At 35.6% G+C, this 23,663-nt stretch carries 22 protein-coding genes; 18 read left to right on the forward strand and 4 right to left on the reverse strand.

Features of this window, described 5'->3' with window-relative positions; genetic code table 11:
• Positions 1-84 precede the first annotated feature (84 nt).
• From HYN86_RS16000 to HYN86_RS16060, 13 genes are all read left to right on the forward strand, one after another.
• Positions 85-717 carry a hydrolase gene (locus tag HYN86_RS16000; RefSeq protein ID WP_113678942.1) on the forward strand — a complete coding sequence of 211 codons (633 nt, stop codon included), beginning with the start codon at positions 85-87 and terminating at the stop codon, positions 715-717.
• A 115-nt stretch (positions 718-832) separates the two neighbouring features.
• Complete coding sequence (locus tag HYN86_RS16005; protein ID WP_205334607.1) at positions 833-2,185, forward strand: alginate export family protein; 1,353 nt, start codon at positions 833-835, stop codon at positions 2,183-2,185.
• Positions 2,186-2,493: 308 nt separating this feature from the next.
• Positions 2,494-3,237, forward strand: coding sequence for a M17 family peptidase N-terminal domain-containing protein (locus HYN86_RS16010; RefSeq protein WP_113678944.1), 744 nt, complete (start codon positions 2,494-2,496; stop codon positions 3,235-3,237).
• A gap of 2 nt (positions 3,238-3,239) precedes the next feature.
• Positions 3,240-5,126: an amidohydrolase gene (locus tag HYN86_RS16015; protein WP_113678945.1), complete on the forward strand. Its 1,887-nt coding sequence runs from the start codon at positions 3,240-3,242 to the stop codon at positions 5,124-5,126.
• Positions 5,127-5,136: 10 nt separating this feature from the next.
• Positions 5,137-5,571, forward strand: coding sequence for a DoxX family protein (locus tag HYN86_RS16020; protein WP_113678946.1), 435 nt, complete (start codon positions 5,137-5,139; stop codon positions 5,569-5,571).
• Positions 5,572-5,763: 192 nt separating this feature from the next.
• Entirely contained in the window at positions 5,764-6,237 is a 474-nt protein-coding gene (locus tag HYN86_RS16025; RefSeq protein WP_113678947.1) for a Dps family protein, read from the forward strand.
• A 4-nt stretch (positions 6,238-6,241) separates the two neighbouring features.
• Positions 6,242-6,904 (forward strand): YoaK family protein, encoded by a 663-nt coding sequence (locus HYN86_RS16030; RefSeq protein WP_113678948.1) that lies wholly within the window; start codon positions 6,242-6,244, stop codon positions 6,902-6,904.
• A 55-nt stretch (positions 6,905-6,959) separates the two neighbouring features.
• Positions 6,960-9,236, forward strand: coding sequence for a tetratricopeptide repeat-containing sensor histidine kinase (locus HYN86_RS16035; protein ID WP_113678949.1), 2,277 nt, complete (start codon positions 6,960-6,962; stop codon positions 9,234-9,236).
• Positions 9,237-9,245: 9 nt separating this feature from the next.
• A complete protein-coding gene (locus HYN86_RS16040; protein ID WP_113679969.1) occupies positions 9,246-10,604 on the forward strand; it encodes a sigma-54-dependent transcriptional regulator in 1,359 nt (452 codons plus the stop codon).
• A gap of 5 nt (positions 10,605-10,609) precedes the next feature.
• A complete protein-coding gene (locus HYN86_RS16045; protein WP_113678950.1) occupies positions 10,610-10,900 on the forward strand; it encodes a GNAT family N-acetyltransferase in 291 nt (96 codons plus the stop codon).
• A 392-nt stretch (positions 10,901-11,292) separates the two neighbouring features.
• Positions 11,293-11,913, forward strand: coding sequence for an alpha/beta hydrolase (locus tag HYN86_RS16050; protein WP_113678951.1), 621 nt, complete (start codon positions 11,293-11,295; stop codon positions 11,911-11,913).
• Entirely contained in the window at positions 11,913-12,263 is a 351-nt protein-coding gene (locus HYN86_RS16055; protein ID WP_113678952.1) for a cupin domain-containing protein, read from the forward strand. Before HYN86_RS16050 ends, HYN86_RS16055 begins: the two co-directional genes overlap by 1 nt.
• Before the next feature lie 216 nt (positions 12,264-12,479).
• The gene (locus HYN86_RS16060) at positions 12,480-13,097 is read left to right on the forward strand and encodes a TMEM175 family protein (protein WP_113678953.1); all 618 of its coding nucleotides are present in this window, start codon (positions 12,480-12,482) and stop codon (positions 13,095-13,097) included.
• A 6-nt stretch (positions 13,098-13,103) separates the two neighbouring features.
• Here the strand turns inward: HYN86_RS16060 and HYN86_RS16065 are convergent, their stop codons facing one another.
• Positions 13,104-14,681 (reverse strand): sigma-54 interaction domain-containing protein, encoded by a 1,578-nt coding sequence (locus HYN86_RS16065; protein ID WP_205334608.1) that lies wholly within the window; start codon positions 14,679-14,681, stop codon positions 13,104-13,106.
• A gap of 312 nt (positions 14,682-14,993) precedes the next feature.
• Between HYN86_RS16065 and HYN86_RS16070 the strand changes: the two genes are divergently transcribed.
• The 3 genes from HYN86_RS16070 to HYN86_RS16080 all read left to right on the forward strand — a co-directional run bounded on the left by HYN86_RS16070 (position 14,994) and on the right by HYN86_RS16080 (position 17,674).
• Positions 14,994-15,932 carry a ring-cleaving dioxygenase gene (locus tag HYN86_RS16070; RefSeq protein ID WP_113678954.1) on the forward strand — a complete coding sequence of 313 codons (939 nt, stop codon included), beginning with the start codon at positions 14,994-14,996 and terminating at the stop codon, positions 15,930-15,932.
• A 91-nt stretch (positions 15,933-16,023) separates the two neighbouring features.
• The gene (locus HYN86_RS16075) at positions 16,024-17,025 is read left to right on the forward strand and encodes a type I glyceraldehyde-3-phosphate dehydrogenase (RefSeq protein WP_113678955.1); all 1,002 of its coding nucleotides are present in this window, start codon (positions 16,024-16,026) and stop codon (positions 17,023-17,025) included.
• Positions 17,026-17,191: 166 nt separating this feature from the next.
• The gene (locus HYN86_RS16080) at positions 17,192-17,674 is read left to right on the forward strand and encodes a hypothetical protein (RefSeq protein ID WP_113678956.1); all 483 of its coding nucleotides are present in this window, start codon (positions 17,192-17,194) and stop codon (positions 17,672-17,674) included.
• 43 nt (positions 17,675-17,717) lie between these two features.
• Here the strand turns inward: HYN86_RS16080 and egtB are convergent, their stop codons facing one another.
• Complete coding sequence (gene egtB, locus HYN86_RS16085) at positions 17,718-18,899, reverse strand: ergothioneine biosynthesis protein EgtB (RefSeq protein WP_113678957.1); 1,182 nt, start codon at positions 18,897-18,899, stop codon at positions 17,718-17,720.
• Positions 18,900-18,915: 16 nt separating this feature from the next.
• Positions 18,916-19,911 carry an L-histidine N(alpha)-methyltransferase gene (locus tag HYN86_RS16090; protein ID WP_113678958.1) on the reverse strand — a complete coding sequence of 332 codons (996 nt, stop codon included), beginning with the start codon at positions 19,909-19,911 and terminating at the stop codon, positions 18,916-18,918.
• Positions 19,912-20,275: 364 nt separating this feature from the next.
• On the opposite strand from HYN86_RS16090, the gene HYN86_RS16095 reads away from it, so the two are divergent.
• Positions 20,276-20,953, forward strand: coding sequence for a YceI family protein (locus tag HYN86_RS16095; protein WP_113678959.1), 678 nt, complete (start codon positions 20,276-20,278; stop codon positions 20,951-20,953).
• 75 nt (positions 20,954-21,028) lie between these two features.
• Here the strand turns inward: HYN86_RS16095 and HYN86_RS16100 are convergent, their stop codons facing one another.
• Positions 21,029-22,051, reverse strand: coding sequence for an LLM class flavin-dependent oxidoreductase (locus tag HYN86_RS16100; protein WP_113678960.1), 1,023 nt, complete (start codon positions 22,049-22,051; stop codon positions 21,029-21,031).
• Between the two features lie 194 nt (positions 22,052-22,245).
• Between HYN86_RS16100 and HYN86_RS16105 the strand changes: the two genes are divergently transcribed.
• A complete protein-coding gene (locus tag HYN86_RS16105) occupies positions 22,246-23,652 on the forward strand; it encodes an MFS transporter (RefSeq protein ID WP_113678961.1) in 1,407 nt (468 codons plus the stop codon).
• The last annotated feature ends 11 nt before the right edge of the window (positions 23,653-23,663 follow it).

Consider the following 23,663-nt stretch of genomic DNA (forward strand, 5'->3'; position numbering starts at 1 on the left):
CTCAAAACATAAAAACCAACAAATCAATACATTAAAAATTTGGCATTTTGTTGGCATAACTAAAACTATTAAAAATAAATATCTATGAAACCATCAGCAAACTTATTATCACCAGATAATCACGCATTAGTATTAATTGATTTTGAAGGACAAATGGCATTTGCTACATCAAGCATTGCATTAAGTGAATTGCGTAATAATGTTGCCATTATCTGTGGTGCGTCAAAAATTTTCAATGTTCCAACAATTGTAACAACTGTATTTGAAGAAAGCTTTGCGGGACCTGTTTTCCCAGAAATCGAAGAATTTTATCCAATTGCAACATCTGGATATATCGATCGTACAACAATGAATACTTGGGAAGATGAAAACGCTTATAAAGCTATTACAGGTACAAAAAAACAAAAAATAGTTCTTGCTGGATTATGGACTGGAGTTTGCATCGTTGGACCAGCGCTTTCTGCAATTGAAGAAGGTTACGAAGTGTATATTATCACAGATGCCTGCGGTGACGTTAGCAATGAAGCCCACGAACGTTCTGTCCAAAGAATGATTCAAGCTGGCGCGATACCAGTAACTTCAATTCAATATATACTTGAACTTCAAAGAGACTGGGCACGTCAGGAAACATATGTTCCTGTAACGAATTTAATGAAAAAATATGGTGGATCTTACGGCTTGGGTATTCACTATGCACACAACATGCTGAAACATTAATTCATTTCAACTTGATCCCGAAGCTTCGGGACTGAAACCTTAAACAAATAAAAACCTCTTATGCTTCATTATGTTGGAATCATTAAAATCCATATCGAAAAACAGGTTACTCTTGATGCTTATATTTTCTATTGTTTTTATAGGAAACAACGTATCGGCTCAAAGTTTTAAGCTCTTACGTTACGACGAAAATTATGAGTTTTTAAAAGATTCCAATCGAAACTTTTATGAAAAATTAAAATTCGTTCCCTTAAATCAAAAGAAAGATATTTATATATCGCTTGGCGGCGAAGCTCGATATGAATATGTTGATTTCAACAATGAAGACTGGGGAAGATTAAATATTGGCCACAACAACTTTTTACTACAGCGTTATGATCTCGGTGCCGATATCCATTTAGGAAAAAACTTTAGGATATTTGCTCAATTGAGAAGTGCCCTGCAGGACGGACGAATCAACGGTCCGCGTGGCATTGATGAAGATCAGTTGAATGTTCAGAATCTTTTTTTAGATGTCAATTTATATCAAAAAGAAGATAAAAAATTGACTATTCGTGCCGGAAGACAAGAATTGGATTATGGCTCCGGAAGATTAATTTCGGTTAGAGAAGGTCCAAATGCGAGACTTTATTTTACAGGAGGAAAAATAATATATACTTCTTCCCGATTCTCCATTGACGGATTTGCAATGATGGCTGACACTATTTATACAGGAGCTTTTGATAACAAAATGTCGAAACAGCTGAATCTTTGGGGAGCATATTCTAAAATTATATTTCCAAAAGCAGGAAATCTGGATTTATATTATCTCGGAATCAGGAGAGACGAATCACTTTTTGAAGAAGGAATTGCACCGGAAAGAAGACACACCGTTGGAACAAGACTTTGGAAATACGGCGGTGGATTTATCTACAATTTGGAAGCGGCCTATCAATTTGGAAGTTTTGGATCTGGAAACATAAATGCCTGGACGGGATCAATAGACATTGGCTATTCTTTTGAAAATGTGAAATTTAAGCCCACAATCAACCTTCGAAATGATTATATTTCAGGTGATAAAAAAGAAGGCGACGGAAGTCTGCAAACCTTTAATCCGCTATATCCCAAAGGTGGCTATTTTGGTTTCAGTCCGCAGGTTGGTCCGGTAAACCTTATCGACATTCACCCTTATGCCACAATGGATTTATTGCCACAGCTAAAGATGCAGGTCGATGTGGTTTTTAACTGGAGATATTCGCTGCAGGACGGCGTTTACAGACCAAGCGGTACATTGAATCTTAAAGGAAGTTCATCAGAAGAGCGATATATCGGGACTGCTTATCTTGCCAATTTTACTTACAGCGTAAACAAATATATTTCAGTCGTAAGCGGTATCCAATATTTCAAAACCGGTGCTTTTATAAACGACATCATTCCAAATTCTAAAGACGGCGTTTTCTTTAATGCCAGACTCGGATTTAAATTTTAACAACACAATTAAATTTTAACAACACAATTAAATTTAAACACATACAAACATAGGTGCTACACTCGTAAAAAGGCGTTTCACTAACATTAATAAACATAGCTTTTTTGACGATATATTTTTTGTTCTCGCAGATTTGGCATTTTTTAATCTTTTAATCTTTTAATCTTTTAATCTGTAGCTATAAATTTTAACTCAAAGCTTCTATGTGTGAGAAACTAGTTTCTTTTATATTCTTTTTTATTCATAACAGCATATAAAAACCTATGTCCCTATGTGTTTAAATATTTTTCACAATTAAAACAAAAGCCATGAAAAACATATCCATTTTTTCCAAATACAGACTTAGAAATTCTACTCTAACTCTCTTTATCACAATATTATTTGCAGGTTCACTTGCTAATGCTGCTTTTGCTCAAACCGCTTCACTGGGCTCGACTACAACTTGGGGGAAAGTAGACGGAGTTGCCGTAAACGGATTGGTTCAGGGACCATCTGCAGCGGAAGCAGAATTACAAGTTGCCTGCGTTTTTGAATATACCGAAGGCGACATTTTTAACCCTCCTGCCCTTCCTGCCAACCTAAACGGAATGGTACATTTAGATGATGCCTTAAAAGGGATTATTACAGAATTACGCAAAAGCGGAAAATTTACAGGTCATTCTCTAGAAACTTTATTGATTACGCCTCCAAAAGGCACTTTAGCTTCCAAACAATTATTGCTGATTGGTCTTGGTGATCGTAATAAATTTACACCAGATTTAATGATCAGCGTGGGAAGCACTGCAATGCGTGAAGCTTTACGTTTAGGCGTTTCTAATTATTCTTTTGCTAGTGATATTAAAGATGCCGGAATTGATTCACCAACGGCTTTAGTGGCTGCAAATGTAGTTTTAGGTTCTTTTGAAGCTTACAGAACACAGACCTATTTAAAAGAGAAAAAATTAGCCGATTACAAACCTCTAACGAAAATCATTCTGCTAGCCGGACCTGCTTTTTATACTGTTGCAGGTGAAGGAATTAAAGACGCAATTGCTAAACTTAACGCCAAATAATTATGAAAGCAGATCTAATATTATTCAACGGTAAAATTCATAGTTTCAATGCCGAAACGCCAAATATTACGGCTGTAGCAATCAAAGATGGAAAATTTATTGGAGTTGGAAATGACAGCGACGTAATGGAATTTGCATCTGCAGAAACCAAAATAATTGACCTTCACAATAAAAGAGTGGTTCCTGGAATTAACGATTCTCACATACATCTTATTCGAGGCGGTTTAAATTATAATTTAGAATTGCGCTGGGATGGTGTTCCTTCTTTGGCTGATGCACTTAGAATGCTGAAAGAACAAGTGGATCGTACGCCAAATCCGCAATGGGTTCGTGTGGTTGGAGGCTGGTCTGAGTTTCAATTTGCAGAACGCAGAATGCCGACGTTAGAAGAAATCAATGCGATTGCTCCAGAAACTCCAGTTTTTATTCTGCATTTGTACGACAGAGCAATTATGAACAGAGCGGCATTAAAGGCAGTTGGTTATACCAAAAATACACCCGCGCCTCCCGGAGGACAAATTGAAAGGGATTCTAAAGGCGAACCAACCGGACTTATAATTGCCACGCCTAACGCGATGATTTTGTATTCGACTTTAGCAAAAGGACCAACGCTTTCGTATGAGCATCAAATCAATTCGACGCGTCACTTCATGAAAGAGTTGAACCGTTTTGGGATCACCAGTGTCATCGATGCGGGAGGCGGATTTCAAAATTTTCCAGACGATTATAAAGTCGTTAATGAATTGAATGAGAAAAAACAATTAACGGTTAGAATTGCCTACAATCTTTTTACCCAAAAACCAAAACACGAATTTGAAGACTTTGAAGATTGGATTGATACCGTAAAATTATATCAGGGAGACGATATGTACCGTCATAACGGTGCGGGTGAAATGTTAGTTTTTTCTGCAGCGGATTTTGAAGATTTCCTGCAGCCAAGACCAGATCTTCCTGAAAACATGGAAGCAGAACTGGAAAAAGTTGTCCGACTTTTAGTAGAAAATCGCTGGCCTTTTCGACTTCACGCGACTTATAACGAAAGCATTACAAGATTTTTAAATGTTTTTGAGAAAATCAATCAGGAAATTCCGTTTAACGGACTGCCGTGGATATTTGACCATGCCGAAACGATTGACGAACGCAATATCGAACGCGTAAAAAATTTAGGCGGAGGAATTGCAGTACAAAGCAGAATGGCGTATCAAGGTGAATATTTCACAGATCGATACGGCGCAAAAGCGGCCGAAAGTACACCGCCAATTAAAAAGATGCTCGAGATGGAAGTTCCAGTAGGCGGAGGTTCTGATGCAACCCGAGTAAGCAGTTATAATCCGTGGGTTTCCATGTATTGGATGACAGTTGGAAAAACCGTTGGCGGTCTGCAATTATATAATGAAAGCAGATTAAGCAGAGAAACCGCTTTGGAATTATATACCAGAGGAAGCGCTTGGTTTTCTCAGGAACAAGCTAAAAAAGGAGATATCAGAAAAGGAATGTTTGCTGATTTAGTTGTGCTCGACAGTGATTATTTTACTGTTGCTGATGAAGATATTAAAAAAATCGAAGCTGATTTGACGATTGTCGACGGAAAAATTGTGTACGCAAATGGTGATTTTTCATCCTTTTCTCCGCCGCATATTCCGATTTTACCGGATTGGTCGCCAACGAATATTTACAACGGTTATCCAAGTAAAAGCAATTTCCAGAGTGTGATTGAAAAAAATGCAAAAGCAGATGCAAAACCAAGCCTGACTTCGCAGATACACAGGTGCAGCGGCAGTTGTGATGTTCACGCTCACAGTCACGATATTGCCAGAATGAGCAATGTGCCGGTAAATAATTATAACGCATTTTGGGGCGCTCTTGGGTGTTCTTGCTTTGCTTTTTAAATTTAAAAAAATGATAGAAATTATAAAACAAATCCTTTATTCTGATTTAGGTTCCACTTTCAATAATGCAGCATTTTTAGTATTTAGAGTATTACTTGCGGTAGAGCTTTTTAGAGTTCACGGAATGAAGAAATTCAGAGTTGAGAATGGACAAAGAGAACACGTTCCGAATCCGCTTCATCTGCCGGAAAAATTAAACGAATTAGTGGCCACTTTTTCTGATACTGTAGTTCCTTTTCTTATTATTTTGGGTATCGGAACCCGACTTGTTGTACTGCCTACAATTGGCGTTACAGCCGTAGGATATTTTGTGGTACATAGAAAAGATTCACTAGAAGTACGCGATGTTCCTTATATGTATACTTTATCACTATTATTAATTCTTGCGCTGGGAGCAGGAACATACTCACTTGATTATTATTTATTAACCATTATAAACAATTAATTTAAACACATAGAGACATAGATTTTTAAACGTTTAAAAGGCGTTTCACTTTGTTTAAATAAACATAGATCTATGTGTGAGAAACTAGTTTTCTTCTTGTATCCTTTTTCAAAAGGAAAGAAAATCTATGTTTCTATGTGTTTGATTTATCTATAATTATCACTAACAATTATTTATTAAACCTAATTTAAAATGAAAGCAAACATCGGAATTAAACAAGAAAGCATCTCAAAAGTAGTTGAGGTTTTAACTAAAGTTCTGGCTGACGAATTTGTACTTTATACCAAAACAAAAAAAGCACACTGGAATGTAGAAGGTCCGGATTTTTACAACAAACACCTTTTCTTCGAAAAGCAATACGAAGCGCTTGACGAAATTGTAGATGAAGTTGCAGAAAGAATCAGAACGTTAGGTCATTATGCACCGGGAACTTTAAAAGAGTATTTAGCGCTGACACATCTTACAGAAGAATCAAGAGAGAAAAATGACAGCACAGGATATATAAAAGAATTGCTTTTGGATCATGAAAGCATCTTGATACACTTACGTGAAAACATCAACAATTTTGCTGCAGAACTTCATGATGCTGGAACAAGCGATTATATTACAGGACTTTTAGAAAATCACGAAAAAATGGCGTGGATGCTTCGCGCTCACTTAAAATAAAATTATGGAAATACAAAAAAACATTTGGTACGTTACCCTGCTTCTCACCATAATAGCAGGGTATTGCGATACCGTAACTTTTGTCGCAGCAGATTCTATATTTTCAGCACACGTTACGGGTAACTTTATTGTCTTTGCTTATCAAATCATCAAAGGCTCAGACTTACATGCTTGGGTAAAACTATTGACTTTTCCTGTTTTTATTTTCGCCGTTATTGTTGGGGGAAGAATTGCTCTAAGAGTTACCAATCGGTATACTATTTTATTTTGGGAAGGTATAATATTGCTTTTGAGCGGTATTGCTTCTTACGTTTTTGGCTATTTAGAAATCTTTTCAGAATGGACAATGTACACCGTGGCGATGACAACCGTTTTTGCAATGGGACTTCAAAATGCTTTTGGAAAATTGTATGCCAAAGAAACACACGGGCCGACAACGATGATGACAGGAAATGTAACTCAGGCCTCTCTTGACTTAGGAAGTTTATTAAAAAACGGTTTAAAAGATGTTGAAGCACTGTTAAGTTTTAAAAAACAATTGGTTACTATAATCGGGTTTCTTGTGGGATGTTTTTTAGGAGCCGTTGCCGGAAAATTTTTCGGATTAGGCACTTTAATTTTACCTGGAATTGCCATGATCATATGCTATCTCTATCACCGTGAATAGTTAACAAAACAGATTGTGAAGTTGCGGATTTCTGATAATATATTATCTTTAAAAAATGAATTTTATCCCTTTTATTTCTTCCAAATACCGCCTGTGCACCTTGTGTACAGCGTTATTATTTTTATTGGCGCCCATTCTTGGAAATGCACAATCAAAAGAAAATCCTGATCAATTAAAAAAGAAAATTGCTTCGGCTGAAAATGACAGCAAAAAAGCCGAATTACTTTTGGCTTTAAGCTATTACTATCTGACGAAACAAGGAGAATTTAAAGAAGATCTTGAAACCGCAGACAGTATTAATTTAGAAGCGAAGAAGTTAAGCAGTACTTTAGGATATAAACTTGGAAAAGGAAAAGCATTACTTTTAGAAGCACAGATTTACAGAGAAAAAGGAGATGAAAAAAATGGATTAAAAAAAACGCACGAGGCACTCTCCTATTTTCAAAAAAATAACATGATCACACAGCAGGGAGAAAGCTATAACGAACTTGCTATTTATGAAAAGGATCTGGAGAAAAAAGCAAATCTTAAAGAAACTGCGATACAGCTCTTTAAGAAATCTGGCGCAAAAGAAAAACAGGCAACTTCATTAAAAGAACTTGGTGAATTGTACAGCACCAGTGAAAATCCTGATAAGGCAGATCCTCTTTTACAAGAAGCACTGGCAATTTATAAAAGTATACATTTCAAAGAATTACAAGGCGTTTATAATATACTCTCAGAAGTAAATACTCAAAAAGGAAACTTTTCTGAAGCCTTAAAGTACTCACTCTTGGCAGAAAAAACAGCTTTGGCAATGCATGACAATTCGCTTCAGCTGAGTTCTATTTACAATCATGCCGCGTTAGTTTATTACTATCTGCGTCAAAATGAAAAAACCGAGGAATATTGGAACAAAGCCTTAGAAATTGCGCGATATTACAAAGATACCGAATACGTAAGGACTATTGCAGACAACCTTTCCTCTTTATACATTCGTGAGAAAAAAGAGGATAAAGCTTTAAAACTAATTAAAGAAATGCAGGATCATTACCCCACCTCAAATATTGAGCGAATAATGACCGAAAATTATCTTTTATTTAATATCTACCGAATCAAAAAAAACAATGCTAAAGCCAGAATATATTATAAAATAATGGCTGCTCATTACGGAGAAAACGCAGAGAGAAATGGAAACACATTTGCGGTTCTAAGAAGTTTTTCGGCCTTTCATTATCAGGTTAAAAACTATGAAGCTTTTTATCGAACCATAAAAAAATTAGATTCAGCTGCTATTTCAATGGGGAATAATAATATTCGCTCAGAAAGCCATCTGATATGGTTTAGGGCAGATTCGTCTAGAGGAGATTATCTCAGTGCGATAAAACATTATCAGCTGTATAAAAGCCTTTCAGATTCGGTTTTTAAAGGCGAAAAAAGCAAACAGATCAGCAGTCTCCAAGTAGAATTTGAAAGCGAAAAAAAGGATAAAGATATTGATTTGCTTAGACAGGAAGCAAAATTGCAAAAAATTCAGATTCAAAAAGATAATGTAATTAAATACGTTTTTATAGGAAGTGTCTTGGTTTTAATTCTTATTCTGGCACTTTTATACAATGGTTTTAGAATAAAAAAGAAAAAGAATAAACAACTCGAAATCAAGCGTCAGCAGATTAATGAGCAGAATGAACTGAACAAAAAAATGCTGCTTGAAAAAGAATGGCTTTTAAAGGAAATTCATCATCGTGTAAAAAATAATCTACAGATTGTCATTAGTTTATTAAATACACAATCGGCTTATTTGGATAATGAAGATGCTTTAATGGCGATACAAAACAGCCAGCACAGAATGCATGCCATGTCGCTGATTCATCAAAAATTATATCAGTCTGATAATCTGGCCAATATTGATATGTCGTGGTACATTTATGAGCTCATTAGTTATATGAGAGAATGTTTTGATACCGATAATAAAATCAATTTTGTTCTGGACACAGAAAAAGTGTATCTTGATGTAGCGCAAGCAGTTCCTCTTGGATTAATTATAAATGAAGCCATTAACAATGCCATAAAATATGCATTTCCACTTGACAAAAAAGGAGATGTGCATATTGAACTTAAAAATATCGGAGAAAACAATTATCAATTGGTTATTTCCGACAACGGAGTTGGTCTTCCGGAAAATTTTGAAGATACAGAAAGAAATTCGCTGGGAATGAATTTAATGATGGGATTAACCGATCAGATTGATGGAACTTTTGATATGAAAAACGATAACGGTTTGAGTATCAAAATTACATTTACAAGAAGTACAGAATTTGAAGGATCAACTGAAAATCCTGAAATAATATAACTTATGGTGATGAAGGAGAAAATTCTAATTGTTGAAGATGAATTTATAGTAGCAAATGATCTAAAAATCATGTTGGTAAAGGCTGGTTATGAAATAACCGGAATTGCTTCTTCTGTGGTTCAGGCCCGTAAATTAATCGAGACAAAAAGGCCCGACTGGGTTTTGCTGGATATTATGCTAAAAGGCGATCTTACGGGAATTGACCTCGCGTGGGAACTTCGTGAAATGCAATTGCCGTTTCTCTATATTTCTGCCAATACCAACCAATCGACCTTAGAAGCTGTAAAAGCGACTCATCCTTACGGCTTTATGGTAAAACCGTTTCGAGAGAGAGATTTAATTGTGATGTTGGATATTGCCAAATACAGATTTGGTCAGGAAAACGGAACTTTAGCAGAAACTCCAAATGAAGTTCAAAACCAAGAAATTGATGGAATTATTGGAAAAAGCATTCTTTTACAAGAAGTAATTGAGAAAATAAAAATTGTTGCTCCAGCCGAAACTTCGGTTTTGATTCTCGGCGAAAGCGGTACCGGAAAAGAAAGAGTGGCACATTCTATACACGATCTTTCTACGCACAAAACAAATGCAATTGTAATTGTCAATTGTGCTGCGCTGCCACATTCTTTAATCGAATCAGAATTGTTTGGACATGAAAAAGGTGCTTTTACAGGAGCCAATTCTCAAAGAATCGGAAAGTTTGAGCAGGCCAATGACGGCACTATTTTTCTGGATGAAATTGGAGAACTTCCACTTGATTCTCAAGTGAAATTGTTGCGTGTATTACAGGAAAAAGAAATCCAAAGACTTGGCGGCAATAAAACCATAAAAATCAATGTTCGAATTGTAGCCGCAACCAATAGATCATTGGAAAAAGAAGTTGCAGAAGGCCGTTTTAGATTGGATTTGTATTATCGTTTAAATGTTTTTCCGATTCAGCTTCCAACACTAAAAGAGCGTAAGGAAGATATTGAAGACCTTGCCAATTTCTTTTTAAAAAAATATGCCGCAAGTTCCCGCAAAAATGTCAGCAGTATTAGTAAGTCTGCTTTACAACAATTAATGCAATACGACTGGCCTGGAAATATTCGCGAATTAGAACATTTAATCGAAAGAAATGTACTGTTGGCCAAAACAAACGAAATCGAAAAATTTGATCTTCCAGTAAATAATGCTCCAACTTTGGAAATAAACAGCGGGAAAATGAAATCGATGGAAGAAATGGAAAAAGAGCATATTATGAATGCGCTTCAAATTTGTGACGGAAAAGTTTCTGGTCCGGGCGGCGCGGCAGAACTGCTAAAAATACAGCCACAGACTTTGTATTCAAAAATGAAAAAACTAGGTATAAAACAAGGATATAATTAAAAGATATGGAAACAATAAAATTAGAATTAGACGAAAAAAAACACGGCGCTTTTAATCTTTATGTTGATGATAAAAAGCTTGGCGAAATGACAGTGAGCATAAAAGACGATGTTCTAACTGTTTACCACACAGGAGTTGAACCAGAAGCGGAAGGAAAAGGCTACGCCAAAAAACTTCTCGAAGAAATGGTTTCGTATGTTCGTGCTAATAATATGATGGTTATAGCGCTTTGCCCTTACGTTCACGCGCAGTTCAAAAGACATCCGGATGAATATCAGGATATTTGGAAGAGATAAATTATTCTTTATAAAGTTGGGATTCAAAATTGTCGTCAAAGTTTGTCGTCATAATTTGTCGTCAAAGTTTGTCATTTCGACCGAAGGGAGAAATCACACACGTAGCTCGACAAAGATTAGCGATTTAAATTGCGGAGTTTCTTGTGTCATTTCGACCGAAGGCAAACTCGAGCGATAGCGACTGGCGATGCAAATCACACACGTAGCTCAACAAAGATTGGCGATTTGGATTGCGGAGTTTCGCGTGTGATTTCTCCCTTCGGTCGAAATGACAAGATTGTGGAAATACTTTATTTGACTCCACGAATCACTATAATAACGAACTAAAAAAATCTTCAAAATATCCAAAATCTGCATAAAAAAACAACTACACAACAATTAAAAACATACTTATGAACACAGAAATTATAACAGACGGTATCCCCTTAAATCAAGCCAAAAAAGCCCTAATTATGATTCACGGCCGCGGTGCAGGCGCTCATGATATTCTATCCGTTGCGAAACATCTAAATGTGCAAGATTTTGCATTGGTTGCGCCTCAGGCAGAAAACAGAACTTGGTATCCGTATTCGTTTTTAGTACCGCTTGAAGAGAATGAGCCTTCTTTTTCAAAATCGTTAGAAGCAATTCATCAGGTTGTTGTTGCTATTCAGCAAAACGGAATCGAAAAAGAGAATATTTATTTTCTTGGGTTTTCACAAGGGGCTTGTCTTGCCTTAGAATTTACTGCGAGAAACGCTGCAAAATACGGAGGTGTGGTAGCTTTTACCGGCGGACTTATTGGCGATAAAGTTTACGAAGAACATTACACAGGAAACTTCGAAGGCACTCCAATTTTCATCGGCACAAGCGATCCTGATTTTCATGTTCCTGTTGAAAGGGTAAATGAATCGGAAGCACTTCTTAAAAAATTAGGCGCCAATGTTACCAAAAAAATCTACGAAAATATGGGACATACCATAAGTCAGGACGAAGTAGATTTAGCAAACGAACTTGTTTTTACGAAGAAATAATGATTCGCATTACTAGAGTTTACAGCGATACAAATGGAGAAAGTCATTTTGAAGACTTTGAAGTTCCATTGAAAAACAACGGCGATATCGGATTTCTATCTGATGATGAACCTGTAAAATCAATTGTTTTTAGAGAAGTCTTACCTTCTTACGATTATGATTTTCATAATGCCCCAGACCGACAATATATTGTTTTACTGGAAGGCGGTGTAGAAATCGAAACTTCTTTAGGAGAAAAAAGAAACTTTGAAACTGGATCAATTTTGTTAGTTGAAGACACTACAGGAAAAGGACATAAAACAAAGAATTTGGAGCCGAAACTTCGAAAATCACTATTTATAAAATTATAATTGCATACCGATATAACCGCAAAGCACGCAAAGGTTTTTCTTATTAACCGTTAAGTTTGTCATTTCGACGAAGGAGAAATCACACTTGAGACTCTGCAAAGTATTTCTCCAATCTTTGTCGATTTCCGTATGTGATTTCTCCTTCGTCGAAATGACATAAATAAGAATAGATATAAAAATCCTTGCGCACTTAGCGGTTAAAATAAAAAAAATAAAATGGAAAAAGAAACCGTAAGAATAGAGAATTTCAGTGATGCCGTATTTGCGATTGCAATTACGCTTTTGGTTCTGGATCTTCATGCTCCGAGTGCTGCTACTGTAAAAAACGGAACTGAACTACTATCTTTTCTAAAAGGTGAATGGACAACGTATCTTGCCTTTACGCTTTCGTTTTTCAGCATTTTTATCATGTGGGTGAATCATCACAAGATTTTCAAGCAGATTTACAGCCGTAATACAGCTATAATGTTTGCAAACGGATTGATTCTTTTTCTGGTAACGGCAGTTTCATATCCTACGGCTTTATTAGCTCGTTTTTTTGACGGAGACGCGTCGAATATTGCTGTGGCGATTTATACAGGAATATTTGTGCTAATTAATCTTTCGTATAATTTATTATGGTTTATTGCAAGCCACAACAAAAAACTTTTACGTCCTGAAATCACTAATTCGGCAATAATTAAAATCCGAAATAATTATTTATATGGATTGCCGACTTACTTAATTGCGTTCGGAATTTCATTTCAATTTCCGACAATTGCTTTGGCGATCAGTATGCTTTTATTGGTTTTCTGGGCAGTTTCTTCTGGAAAAATAAAAATGATACACGAGTAAATCAATCTAAAAATGTTTTTTTTTGATCCCTAATTTCTGCATTTTAGAAATTAGTGTGGTTCCGGGTAAGTCCAATAAAACTGCAGCACCTTGCGGACCCGAAATTCTTCCGTTGCATTTTTTAACGACTTTTAAAATGTGCTCCTTCTCTATTTCCTGTAAAGTTTTAATGTAAAATTCATTTTCAGAAGCTGTAGATTCGGTTTTAAAAATCACAGGAAAACTCATTTCTTTGATCGTTTCGTCTTTTGCAAACAAAATACTTCGTTCAACCATATTTTCCAGCTCGCGAACATTTCCCGGCCATGCATTTGCAGTCATGCTGTTCAATACTTTTTTAGAAAAACCTTTTATATTTTTATTGATTTTATTCGAATGTTTTTCCAGGAAAAAATTCCCTAAAACTTCAATATCTTCTGCGCGTTCACGCAAAGGCGGAAGCGGAATCGGAAAAACATTCAATCGGTAATACAAATCACTTCTAAATCGGCCTTCGGCAACTTCTTTTTCTAGTAATCTGTTGGTTGCCGCAATTACTCGAACATTTACTTTTATCGTGTTTTTGCTGCCAATTCTTTCTATTTCTTTTTCTTGGAGCACACGCAGCAATTTTCCCTGCAGTTCTAAGGGCATCTCTCCTATTTCATCTAAAAAAATAGTGCTGTTTTCGGCTTGTTCAAATTTTCCAATTCTGGTTTCTAAGGCGCCGGTAAAAGCTCCTTTTTCATGTCCGAACAATTCACTTTCAATCAGATTCTCCGGAATCGAAGCACAGTTTACTTTTATCATTTTTTTATTCGAAACCAATGATAAATTATGAATGGCACTGGCTACGAGTTCTTTTCCCGTTCCTGTTTCTCCCGAAATCAAAACAGTAGATTGCGAAGAAGCAACCTGCGAGATCAATTCGTAAACATTCCGCATGGCATCGCTGTTTCCCACAATTCCATGAAAACCTTCGTTCTTAATTTTAGGTGCTTCATTTTCTTCTGGTGTATTCATTTTCGATTTTGAAAGTACATCAATTTTACTTTCATATTCCTGAGTCAAAATAATATTTCTCACAGTAATAGAAAGCTGCATCGCAATTCCTCTAATAATTCGGTTAGATTCCCTGCTGAAAGTTTTAGCATTTTTGAAGAAAAGAAAAAGTACATTTCTGTTTCCTTTAATATAAGGAAGACAAATTCCGATTCCGTTTTTAAAACCTTTATTATTTGGTAAAGTAATGGGATCTGGAATTTTTTTTCCGTTTAAAGTATTGAGATCAAAAACAACCGTATCAGCCGAATCCATACATAAATCAAAAAAACCATCATTAATGATTAATCCTTTTAACTTGGAATTTTTCTGCAAAAATTGATAGAAAATATGATATTCGGTTTCATTCTCATCGGTGGAAGCCAGAATAAAATCATCAAAAGAAAATTCGTCTTTTAAAACGCCGCTAACTATATAATCAAATTCTTCTTTTGTTAAAGCCTGAGAGAGAGCGGAGCAGATTGACATAATCAGCAGTTGTTCTCGTTCTCTTTCCTGCAGTCGTTTCATTAAAACTGCAGTTTGATCTATCGGCTTTTCCATAAAAAATAATTCGTGTGGTATTCGGTATCTGGGTAAATTTAAGAAATAGCCCTAACTAAATTGCTATCGATTTTCTAAATAAAACAGGTTGGGATAATAAAATTACGATATATCGTAGTCACAAAGACAAAACTTTAGCATTAAATCATTAACTTACAATACTTTAAGTTAAATGGAATATTATTTGGTTATTGTTTGACTGATAAAAATTTAACGGCTTTTTATTTCTTAATCTAGGTTAATCGACGCAGGACTATAACAGGCGTAAATTTGTAAAAGAAAATCAATAACAATTTAATACATATAAAAACCATGGAAAATAAAATTTTAGGCTTACACCATATTACTGCAATTGCAGGTGACGCTAAACGTAATTTCAACTTTTACTCAAACATATTAGGATTAAGATTCATCAAAAAAACAGTGAATTTTGACGATCCGGGAACGTACCATTTTTACTTTGGAGATGAAGTAGGAAGCGCAGGAACTATCTTAACTTTTTTCCCTTGGGGAGAAGGAATTCAGCAAGGAAGAAAAGGTTCTGGAATGGCAACTGAGATTGGATATTCTGTTCCAAAAGGAAGTTTGGATTTCTGGCAGAAACGTTTCGAACAGTATAATGTAATTTACAATAAACCGGCTGAAAAATTCGGAGAAAAATATTTGACTTTCTTAGATCCAGACGGATTAAAATTAGAGTTAATCGAATCTAAAACAGACGATAACAGAAAACCTTGGGAAACGGATGAAGTAAAAGCAGATGTGGCAACAAGAGGTTTCCATAACATTACTTTGACTTTAAACAGCATAAAAGCAACTGCTGCAATCTTAACCGAAATATTTGGTTATAAATTGATTGACCAAGACGTAAACCGTTATCGTTATGCAACAGATGCTGTAGAAAATGCTGCCATTGTGGACTTAGTAGAATTGGCTGACGAAAAACGCGGTCATGTAGCAAACGGATCTGTTCACCACGTAGCTTTCCGTGTTCAAAATGATGAAATTTTAATGCACTTCCGTGAAAAAATCGAAGCTTACGGATTGTCTATTACGCCTCAGATTGACAGAAATTATTTCCATTCTCTTTATTTCAGAGAACCAGGCGGCGTTTTATTTGAAATCGCTACAGAAAACCCTGGTTTTACAGTTGATGAAAGTTTAGAAGAATTAGGACAAAACCTAAAACTTCCTGCACAATATGAGTCAGACAGAGCTGCGATCGAAGCCCATTTGGTAAAAATCAATTAATACTAATACTAAAATACATAGTCTCGACAGCGATCGGGATTATGTATTTTAAATATAATAATCTAACGTTTTAATATTAATATAAATTATTATGGCAAAAATAGCATTATACGGATTTGGCCGAATTGGGAGACAGTTCCTTCGAGTGGCTTTAAAAAATGATCTTTTTATTCCCGAAGTTATTGCAGATATTCAGGATATAGAATTGTTAGGCGCGCTTTTTAGTGTTGATTCCAATTACGGAAGATGGCACGAAGAAGTAAAAACAGCTGATGAAAACTTTATTATTGGCGACAGAAAAATTCCATACAAAAACTCAAGTAAAGAAATTCCAGACTGGAAATCGCTTGGTGTTGATTTGGTTGTGGATTGTACAGGACGTGCGACTACAAGAGACAATGCTCAGAAACATATTGACAACGGAGCCAAATACGTTTTGGTAAGTGCGCCAAGTAAATCGCTGGCAGACTGCGACGCAGTTCTTTTAAAAGGAATTAATCTCGATGAATTTGATGCTGAAAACCATAAAATTATAAGTATGGGAAGCTGTACCACGAATGCTTTGGCGGCGGTGGTAAAAGTAATTAAAGAAAATTTTGGAATTGAATACGGCCTTTTTTCAACAGTTCACTCTTATACTAATACGCAGTCGTTGACAGATCAGCCAATGAAAGATCGTCGTGATTCCTGGGCTGCCGCTGAAAATATTATTCCGTCTTCATCTGGAGCAGCAAAAGCTTTACAGTTTATCTGGAGTGATTTGAAAATTACAGGAAAAGCATACAGAGTTCCGACCAAAACAGGAAGTATTGCAGAATTAAACTTGGTTACAACCAAAGATTGCTCTGTAGAAGAAGTTAATGATGCTTTTAGAAAAGCTTCAAAAGAAGGCCAGCTTAAAGGTGTTCTGGATGTTTTGGAAGAACAATGGAGTTCTGCCAGAATTGTTGCAGATCCGCATTCTTCTATAATCGATTTGCCACTTACAACAAAACAAGGTAATCTGCTTTCTGTAGCTGCTTGGTATGATAATGAGTGGGGATTTGCGAACAGACTTGCAGAAGTTGCTCAATACTTATCTCAAAAGATTTAAGCTGTAATTGAGATATAATAGATACAAAAGGGACATTAAAATTGTCCCTTTTGTATTTTATGGAGTATTGTTTTAAATTTAAATTCTACAAAAATCGAAGTGCTGTTATATAACATCAAATCTTTGTAGAAAAACTAAATTTGAGAGAATTACAAAATATACTATTATGAAATTTATTATAACTCTCTTTTTATCACTATTTCTTTTTTCATGCCAGCAAAAAGAAAATAAAGAAACACCGCAAACTTCTGTTGATAATGCTGAACCCGTTTTAGCTCCGGAAAACAAAAACGAAGAAGAAACGAAAGAAAACAAACAAATAGAAGATACTATTGTGATGAGTTTTAAGAATGAAAAAGGTTTATATGCAGCAGAAGGCTCTATAGATTCTATCCATTCAAAAGTGTATGTCAAATTTAAAAATGAAGATTTAGGTAAATTGACAGCAAAAATAATTACTACAACCGGCAAAGGAAACATCCGTTTCAATCAAGTTATTTATCCTGATAAATCTTCCGACGGACCATTTGGAATGGATTTAAAAATCGACCTCAACCAAAAAGGAAATCACATACTAGTAATTGGGCATTCCTTAATGGCTGACAATCCTTATTGGGGAAAATTTAAGGTAGAGCTTGAGAATAAATAATTTCTTTTATCGCTTTATTTTCTGAAATTTTTCTAAAATCCCGTTATTTTACCAAACGAATCCCCATAAACTGCCATTGATGGCGGGGATGAAAAAAATTGCGATAGGTTGCACGGCTATGTCCTTTTGGTGTTGCAACAGATGCCCCGCGTAAAACCATTTGGCTGACCATAAATTTACCGTTATATTCTCCAATTGCGCCTGGCGCTTTTTGAAATCCAGGATAAGGCAAATATGCACTGTCTGTCCATTCCCAGCGCTGTCCCCAGTTTAATTGTGGCGAAGCTGTTTCCCATTCTGCTTCGGTTGGCAGACGCATTCCTTTCCAAGATGCAAATGCAGATGCTTCATAAAAATTAACGTGGCAGACTGGTTCATTAAGTTCTATTTCCTTTAAACCTCCTAAAGTATAATTCATCCACTTGTCATCGATATAATGCCAATATAAGGGCGATTTTGCAGCATTTTCTTTTACCCAATCCCAGCCCTCGGAATGCCAGTACTTAAAGTTTGTATAACCTCCGTCTGCAATAAATTCTAGATACTGCGCATTTGTAACAGGGTTTTTAGCTATTTTAAAAGTATCCAGATAAACTTTGTGTCGTCCGAGTTCATTGTCAAAACAAAAATCTTCTCCTCCATATCCAATTTCATAAATACCAGATTCTATTTTTACAAATTTATTGCTTTGAGCTGAATTTTGGTCAAAAATTATATCTGAACTATAAACTGGAAAAAGCGGATTATGACCAAGAATATATTTTATATCACTATATAACAATTCCTGATGCTGCTGTTCATGATTAAGTCCGAGTTCCATTATTGCTGCTAAATCAGGAGAAAGTATTTTATTTTGAAGAAAAGCTTCCATCTGCTCATCAACATACGCACGATATTGATACACATCTGTAACGGAAGGGCGGCTTAAATTACCACGATCTGTGCGTACTACTCTTGCGCCCAAACTTTCGTAATAACTGTTAAACACAAAATCGTACTGATCATTAAATACTTTATAATCCTTGCTATAAGGTTTTAAAATAAAAGTTTCAAAAAACCAAGTGGTATGTCCGAGATGCCATTTGGGCGGACTAACATCTACCACGGGCTGTACCACATAATCTTCTATTTCGAGTGGTTTGCATATATTTTCAGAATGCGATCTTACGCTATTATATTTTTCTATTAAACGCTCTTGATTTATCAGTGTTTGTTTTTCGTACATCTTATTATCTTTTTAATTAAACAACCTGCCACAAGGCATCTACAAACCAAGATTTTGAATCCATAATATGATCTATAGTTTTAAAACCAGATTTAGCAGCCAAATCATCACTTTCTTCCAATGAATATTTTTGTGAAAGTTCCATGTAAACCAATTCATCTTTTTCAAAATTTATTGGCTTCCCGTCTATCGTAATGGTTTGATTTTCTAAACTGATTAGATAACTTCTGCAGGCTCCAGTAATTGGATCGTACGTTTGGTAGTGTTCGAATTTTTCCAGAATAAAATCAGCATTTAATTCGGTATTGATGCGATTGAGCAGATTAAGATTAAATGCTGCCGTAATTCCCGCTTTATCATTATAGGCATCGAGTATAATTTGTGGATTTTTTTTGAGGTCAAATCCCATTAAAACAATATCTCCTTTGGAAAGATAACTATTAAGAGTCTGGCAGAACGCCAAAGCTTCTTCCTTTTCCATATTACCAATGTTGCTGCCTAGAAATAGCACAACTTTTCTTCTTGAAGATAAATGAGCCGCTTTTTCCAGCATCTTAAAATATTCTCCTTCCAGAGAAATAATAGTTAGTTCAGGAAGATCTGTTTTAAGTTTACCTTCCAAAACAGTTAATATATTTGGAGAAATATCAATTGGCATATAATTAAAATCTGCTTTTTGATTTAAAAGATGTTGAAGCAAAAAAGCTGATTTAGTTCCGTCTCCTGCGCCAAGTTCAATCAAATCAAATGGTGTATCATTTTTCAGTATTGTTTTGGCTAGATCTGACGTTTTGTTCTGAAAGATATCCATTTCACAATTGGTCAGATAATATTCCGGCATGGCCATAATCTGCTGGAAAAGACGATCTCCTATTTTATCATAAAAATATTTAGAATGCAGTTTTTTGGGTTTGCTTCCCAGACCTTCAAGCACATCGAACCGAAATTGATCTCCAGTCTTTTCTTTAGTTTGATTGGTCTTATATGTGGTTTTGTAAGATTGCAATATCATAAGATTTTAGTTTTTTAGAAATTCCTTTTTAGGCAGCATAACTATTTTCCGCCGGAATTGTTTTGCATAAAATGATGCGCTTCTGTGGTATCATCTATATTAAAGGTACGTTTTATCGCTGATTTATCATACTATTTTCAATATCCTTAACACATTTTAAAAACATTTTTTTTGAATTAACGTGACATAATGTTCGTGTTGATTAATAATGATTAGAGATTTTGATTATTAAGTGCAAAAAAGGAAAATGTAAGTGACAATTTAACCGTTGGAATATCAAAAAATAAAAATACTCCATAGAAGAGTGGGAAAATTTTCATAATTTAAACCTTTTAAACTTTTTTAATAATTAAATACATAGCAAATGAAAAAATTAAGCGTACTTACATTGGCCGCGATTACTTTATTTTTAACGTCATGCGGCAAAAAAGCTAATGAGACCACTACAACTGAAGAGCAGCAGGTAGCAGAAAAAACGGGTAATGTAGTACCTGTAAATTTAGAAACATCTAAAGTAGACTGGAAAGCTTTTCATAAAGGAGGTTTTGCACCACGCTGGGGAACTCTTTCTCTTGTATCTGGTGAAGTATCAATTGAAGGCGAAGAACTTACATCTGGTGATTTTGTAATCGATATGAAATCTATTAAAGTAGATCCTGCATCGGTAACTGAAAAAGATAAAAAATACTCAGAGTTAGAAGCTCACTTAAAAAGTGCAGACTTTTTTGATGTGGAGAAAAATCCAACTGCAGATTTTAAAATTACAAAAGTTGCCGCATTTGATGCTGCCACTGCTAAAGGAGCAATTGAAGGCGCAAATAAAACTATCAGCGGTAATCTTACCTTAAAAGGAAAAGCACTTAATGTTACTTTCCCTGCAAAAGTTACTATCGCAGATGGAAATGCTTCTATCCAAGCTAAATTTACTGTTAACCGTACAGACTGGGATATTAAATTTGGAACTACTGAAACAGATCCAGCAGAATGGATGATTAGTAAAGATATTGAAATTGGTATTGATGTGAATACTGCTAAAAAGTAATATACTTATTCAAACTAAAAAGCTCCTCTTATTACTAAGCAGGAGCTTTTTTTATGAATTGATTATTTTGTAAAATTAACGCCAGCCTAACTCTGGAGCTACATGTTGTAGAATTGAAGACAGTATGTGTATATTGTAATCAACTCCCAATGTGTTGGGTATTGTGAGTAATACAGTATCGGCTTCTTGGATAGCTTCATCTTGGGCAAGTTCTGCAATGAGTTTATCCGGTTCTGCAGCATAACTCTTTCCAAAAATGGCACGTTTATCTCTTTCAATATTACCAAAACTATCAGAGCCTTTACCTTGATTTCCAAAGTAATATTTATCTTGATCATTGACCAATGCAAAAATAGAACGGCTTACTGAAACTCTTGGTTCATGCTGATGTCCGGCTTTTTTCCAAGCTTCTTTATACAACCTGATTTGTTCGGCCTGCTGAATATGGAAAGGTTTACCATTTTCATCATACTTTAGAGTAGAACTCTGCAGATGCATTCCGTTTTCGGCTGCCCATACAGCAGTAGCGTTAGAAGCTGCTCCCCACCAGATTCGATTTCTTAATCCTTCTGAATGTGGTTCAATACGAAGTAACCCAGGCGGATTTGGAAACATTGGAAACGGGTTTGGCTCTGCAAATCCTTCTCCATTCAGTTTGTCTAAAAATTCTAAAGCTTTATTACGTCCCATATCGGCATCTGTTTCGCCATCTTTCGGTTCGTAGCCAAAATAACGCCAGCCGTCGATAACCTGCTCCGGCGAGCCTCTGCTGATTCCTAATTGTAAACGTCCTCCTGAAATTAAGTCAGCAGCACTGGCATCTTCAACCATATACAACGGATTCTCATACCTCATATCAATCACACCCGTACCAATTTCTATTTGGTTTGTTTTAGCACCAATGGCTGAAAGTAAAGGAAAGGGTGATGCCAGCTGTGCGGCAAAATGATGCACGCGGAAATAAGCACCATCCAAACCAATTTCTTCTGCCGCAATGGCTAAATCGATTGACTGGATAAGTGTATCAGCAGCTGTACGAGTTTGATAGGAAGGATGATTGGCCCAGTGCCCAAACGATAAAAATCCTATTTTCTTCATCGATAGTTTTATTGTAATTTATATTCCCAAATATACGCATCATTTACCGAAGTATAATCTTTATATATTTCCTAATATCTTTTGTCTGCTTAAATTTCTTTTGAAATTTTATAAGATGTGTTCTATCTCTTTTCTTTAAATTTGAGTAAATATTACTACAGCTCTCAATTTTTAAGAATTTAAGCCCGACATAAATGGATGAAACGAAAACACAAAGTCTTGAGGTAACCAAGAAAGTATTACCAATTATTCTGGCAACTTCTATTTTTATGCAGATGCTGGATTCTACTATCCTCAATACTTCTATAACTGCTATTGCCAAGGATTTGCACGAATCGCCTCTGGAAATGCAGAATGCCATTATAAGTTATGTATTGACATTGGCGCTTTTCATGCCGGTCAGCGGTTTTCTTTCGGATAAATTTGGCACAAGAAAGGTTTTTATTGCCGCTTTAGTGTTGTTTAGTCTGGGTTCACTTTTCTGCGCGCTTTCGCAATCTTTAACCCACTTGGTTTTTGCAAGGGTAATCCAAGGTATTGGCGGCAGTTTGATGACACCTGTTGGCAAACTTGCATTGATTAAAACGTTTCCGAAAAGAGAATTATTAAAGGCGATGAATTTTGCCATTATTCCAGCATTAATCGGTCCGGTTTTGGGTCCGTTGGTCGGCGGTTATATGGTAGATTATCTTTCTTGGCACTGGATCTTTTTGATCAATATTCCGTTTGGGATTATTGGTATTGTTTTAAGTTTAAAATACATGCCGGATTATAAATCTCCCATAATTGATTTTGATTTAAAAGGTTTCCTAATTTTTGCAGCAGCATCTCTCCTATTGTCTATTTCATTAGAATTATTTGGAACTACTGTCCGTTTAACTCCTGTGCTGATGCTATTAATGTCAGGATTGCTAATGCTTTATCTGTACTATCGTCATGCCATATCTGATAACAATCCTATATTTCCTTTAAATTTATTTCAGGTTCGAACTTTCCGTGTGGGCATAATTGGTAATCTGGCAACACGTCTGGGTTACAGTTCTATTCCGCTTTTGCTTCCAATGATGATTCAAATTGCTTACGGAAAATCTGCGGTGGTCTCAGGATGGATTGTTGCTCCAATGGCACTTACTGCTATTTTTGGAAAATCTGCTGTTATCAAAATATTAAACACTTTTGGATACCGAAAAACCTTAATGGTAAACACTTTTATAATTGGAATAGTAATTTGTGCACTTGCCATACCTACAATTCATACTTCTATATACTGGTACATACCTATAATTTGTGTTCTCGGTTTCTTTAACTCGATACAATTTACTTCCATGAATTCTATCTCTATTGCAGATTTGAGAAATTATCATACCAGCAGTGGCAATTCGTTAGTTTCTGTAAATCAGCAACTAGCAATTGGTTTTGGAATTGCTTTGGGATTATTAGTGCTTAAAATTTTTCAGGGTGATGTAAAACTTATCCATAACGAAATTCATAATGCTTTTCGCTATACATTTTTGATCGTAGGTTCCTTAACAATCCTTTCTGGTCTGGTTTTTAGAAGACTGCATTTAAAAGACGGAGACAATTTAAAATCTTCTGATTAATCAATTTCAAA

This window comes from Flavobacterium fluviale, assembly GCF_003312915.1.
Classification (GTDB): Bacteria; Bacteroidota; Bacteroidia; order Flavobacteriales; family Flavobacteriaceae; genus Flavobacterium; species Flavobacterium fluviale.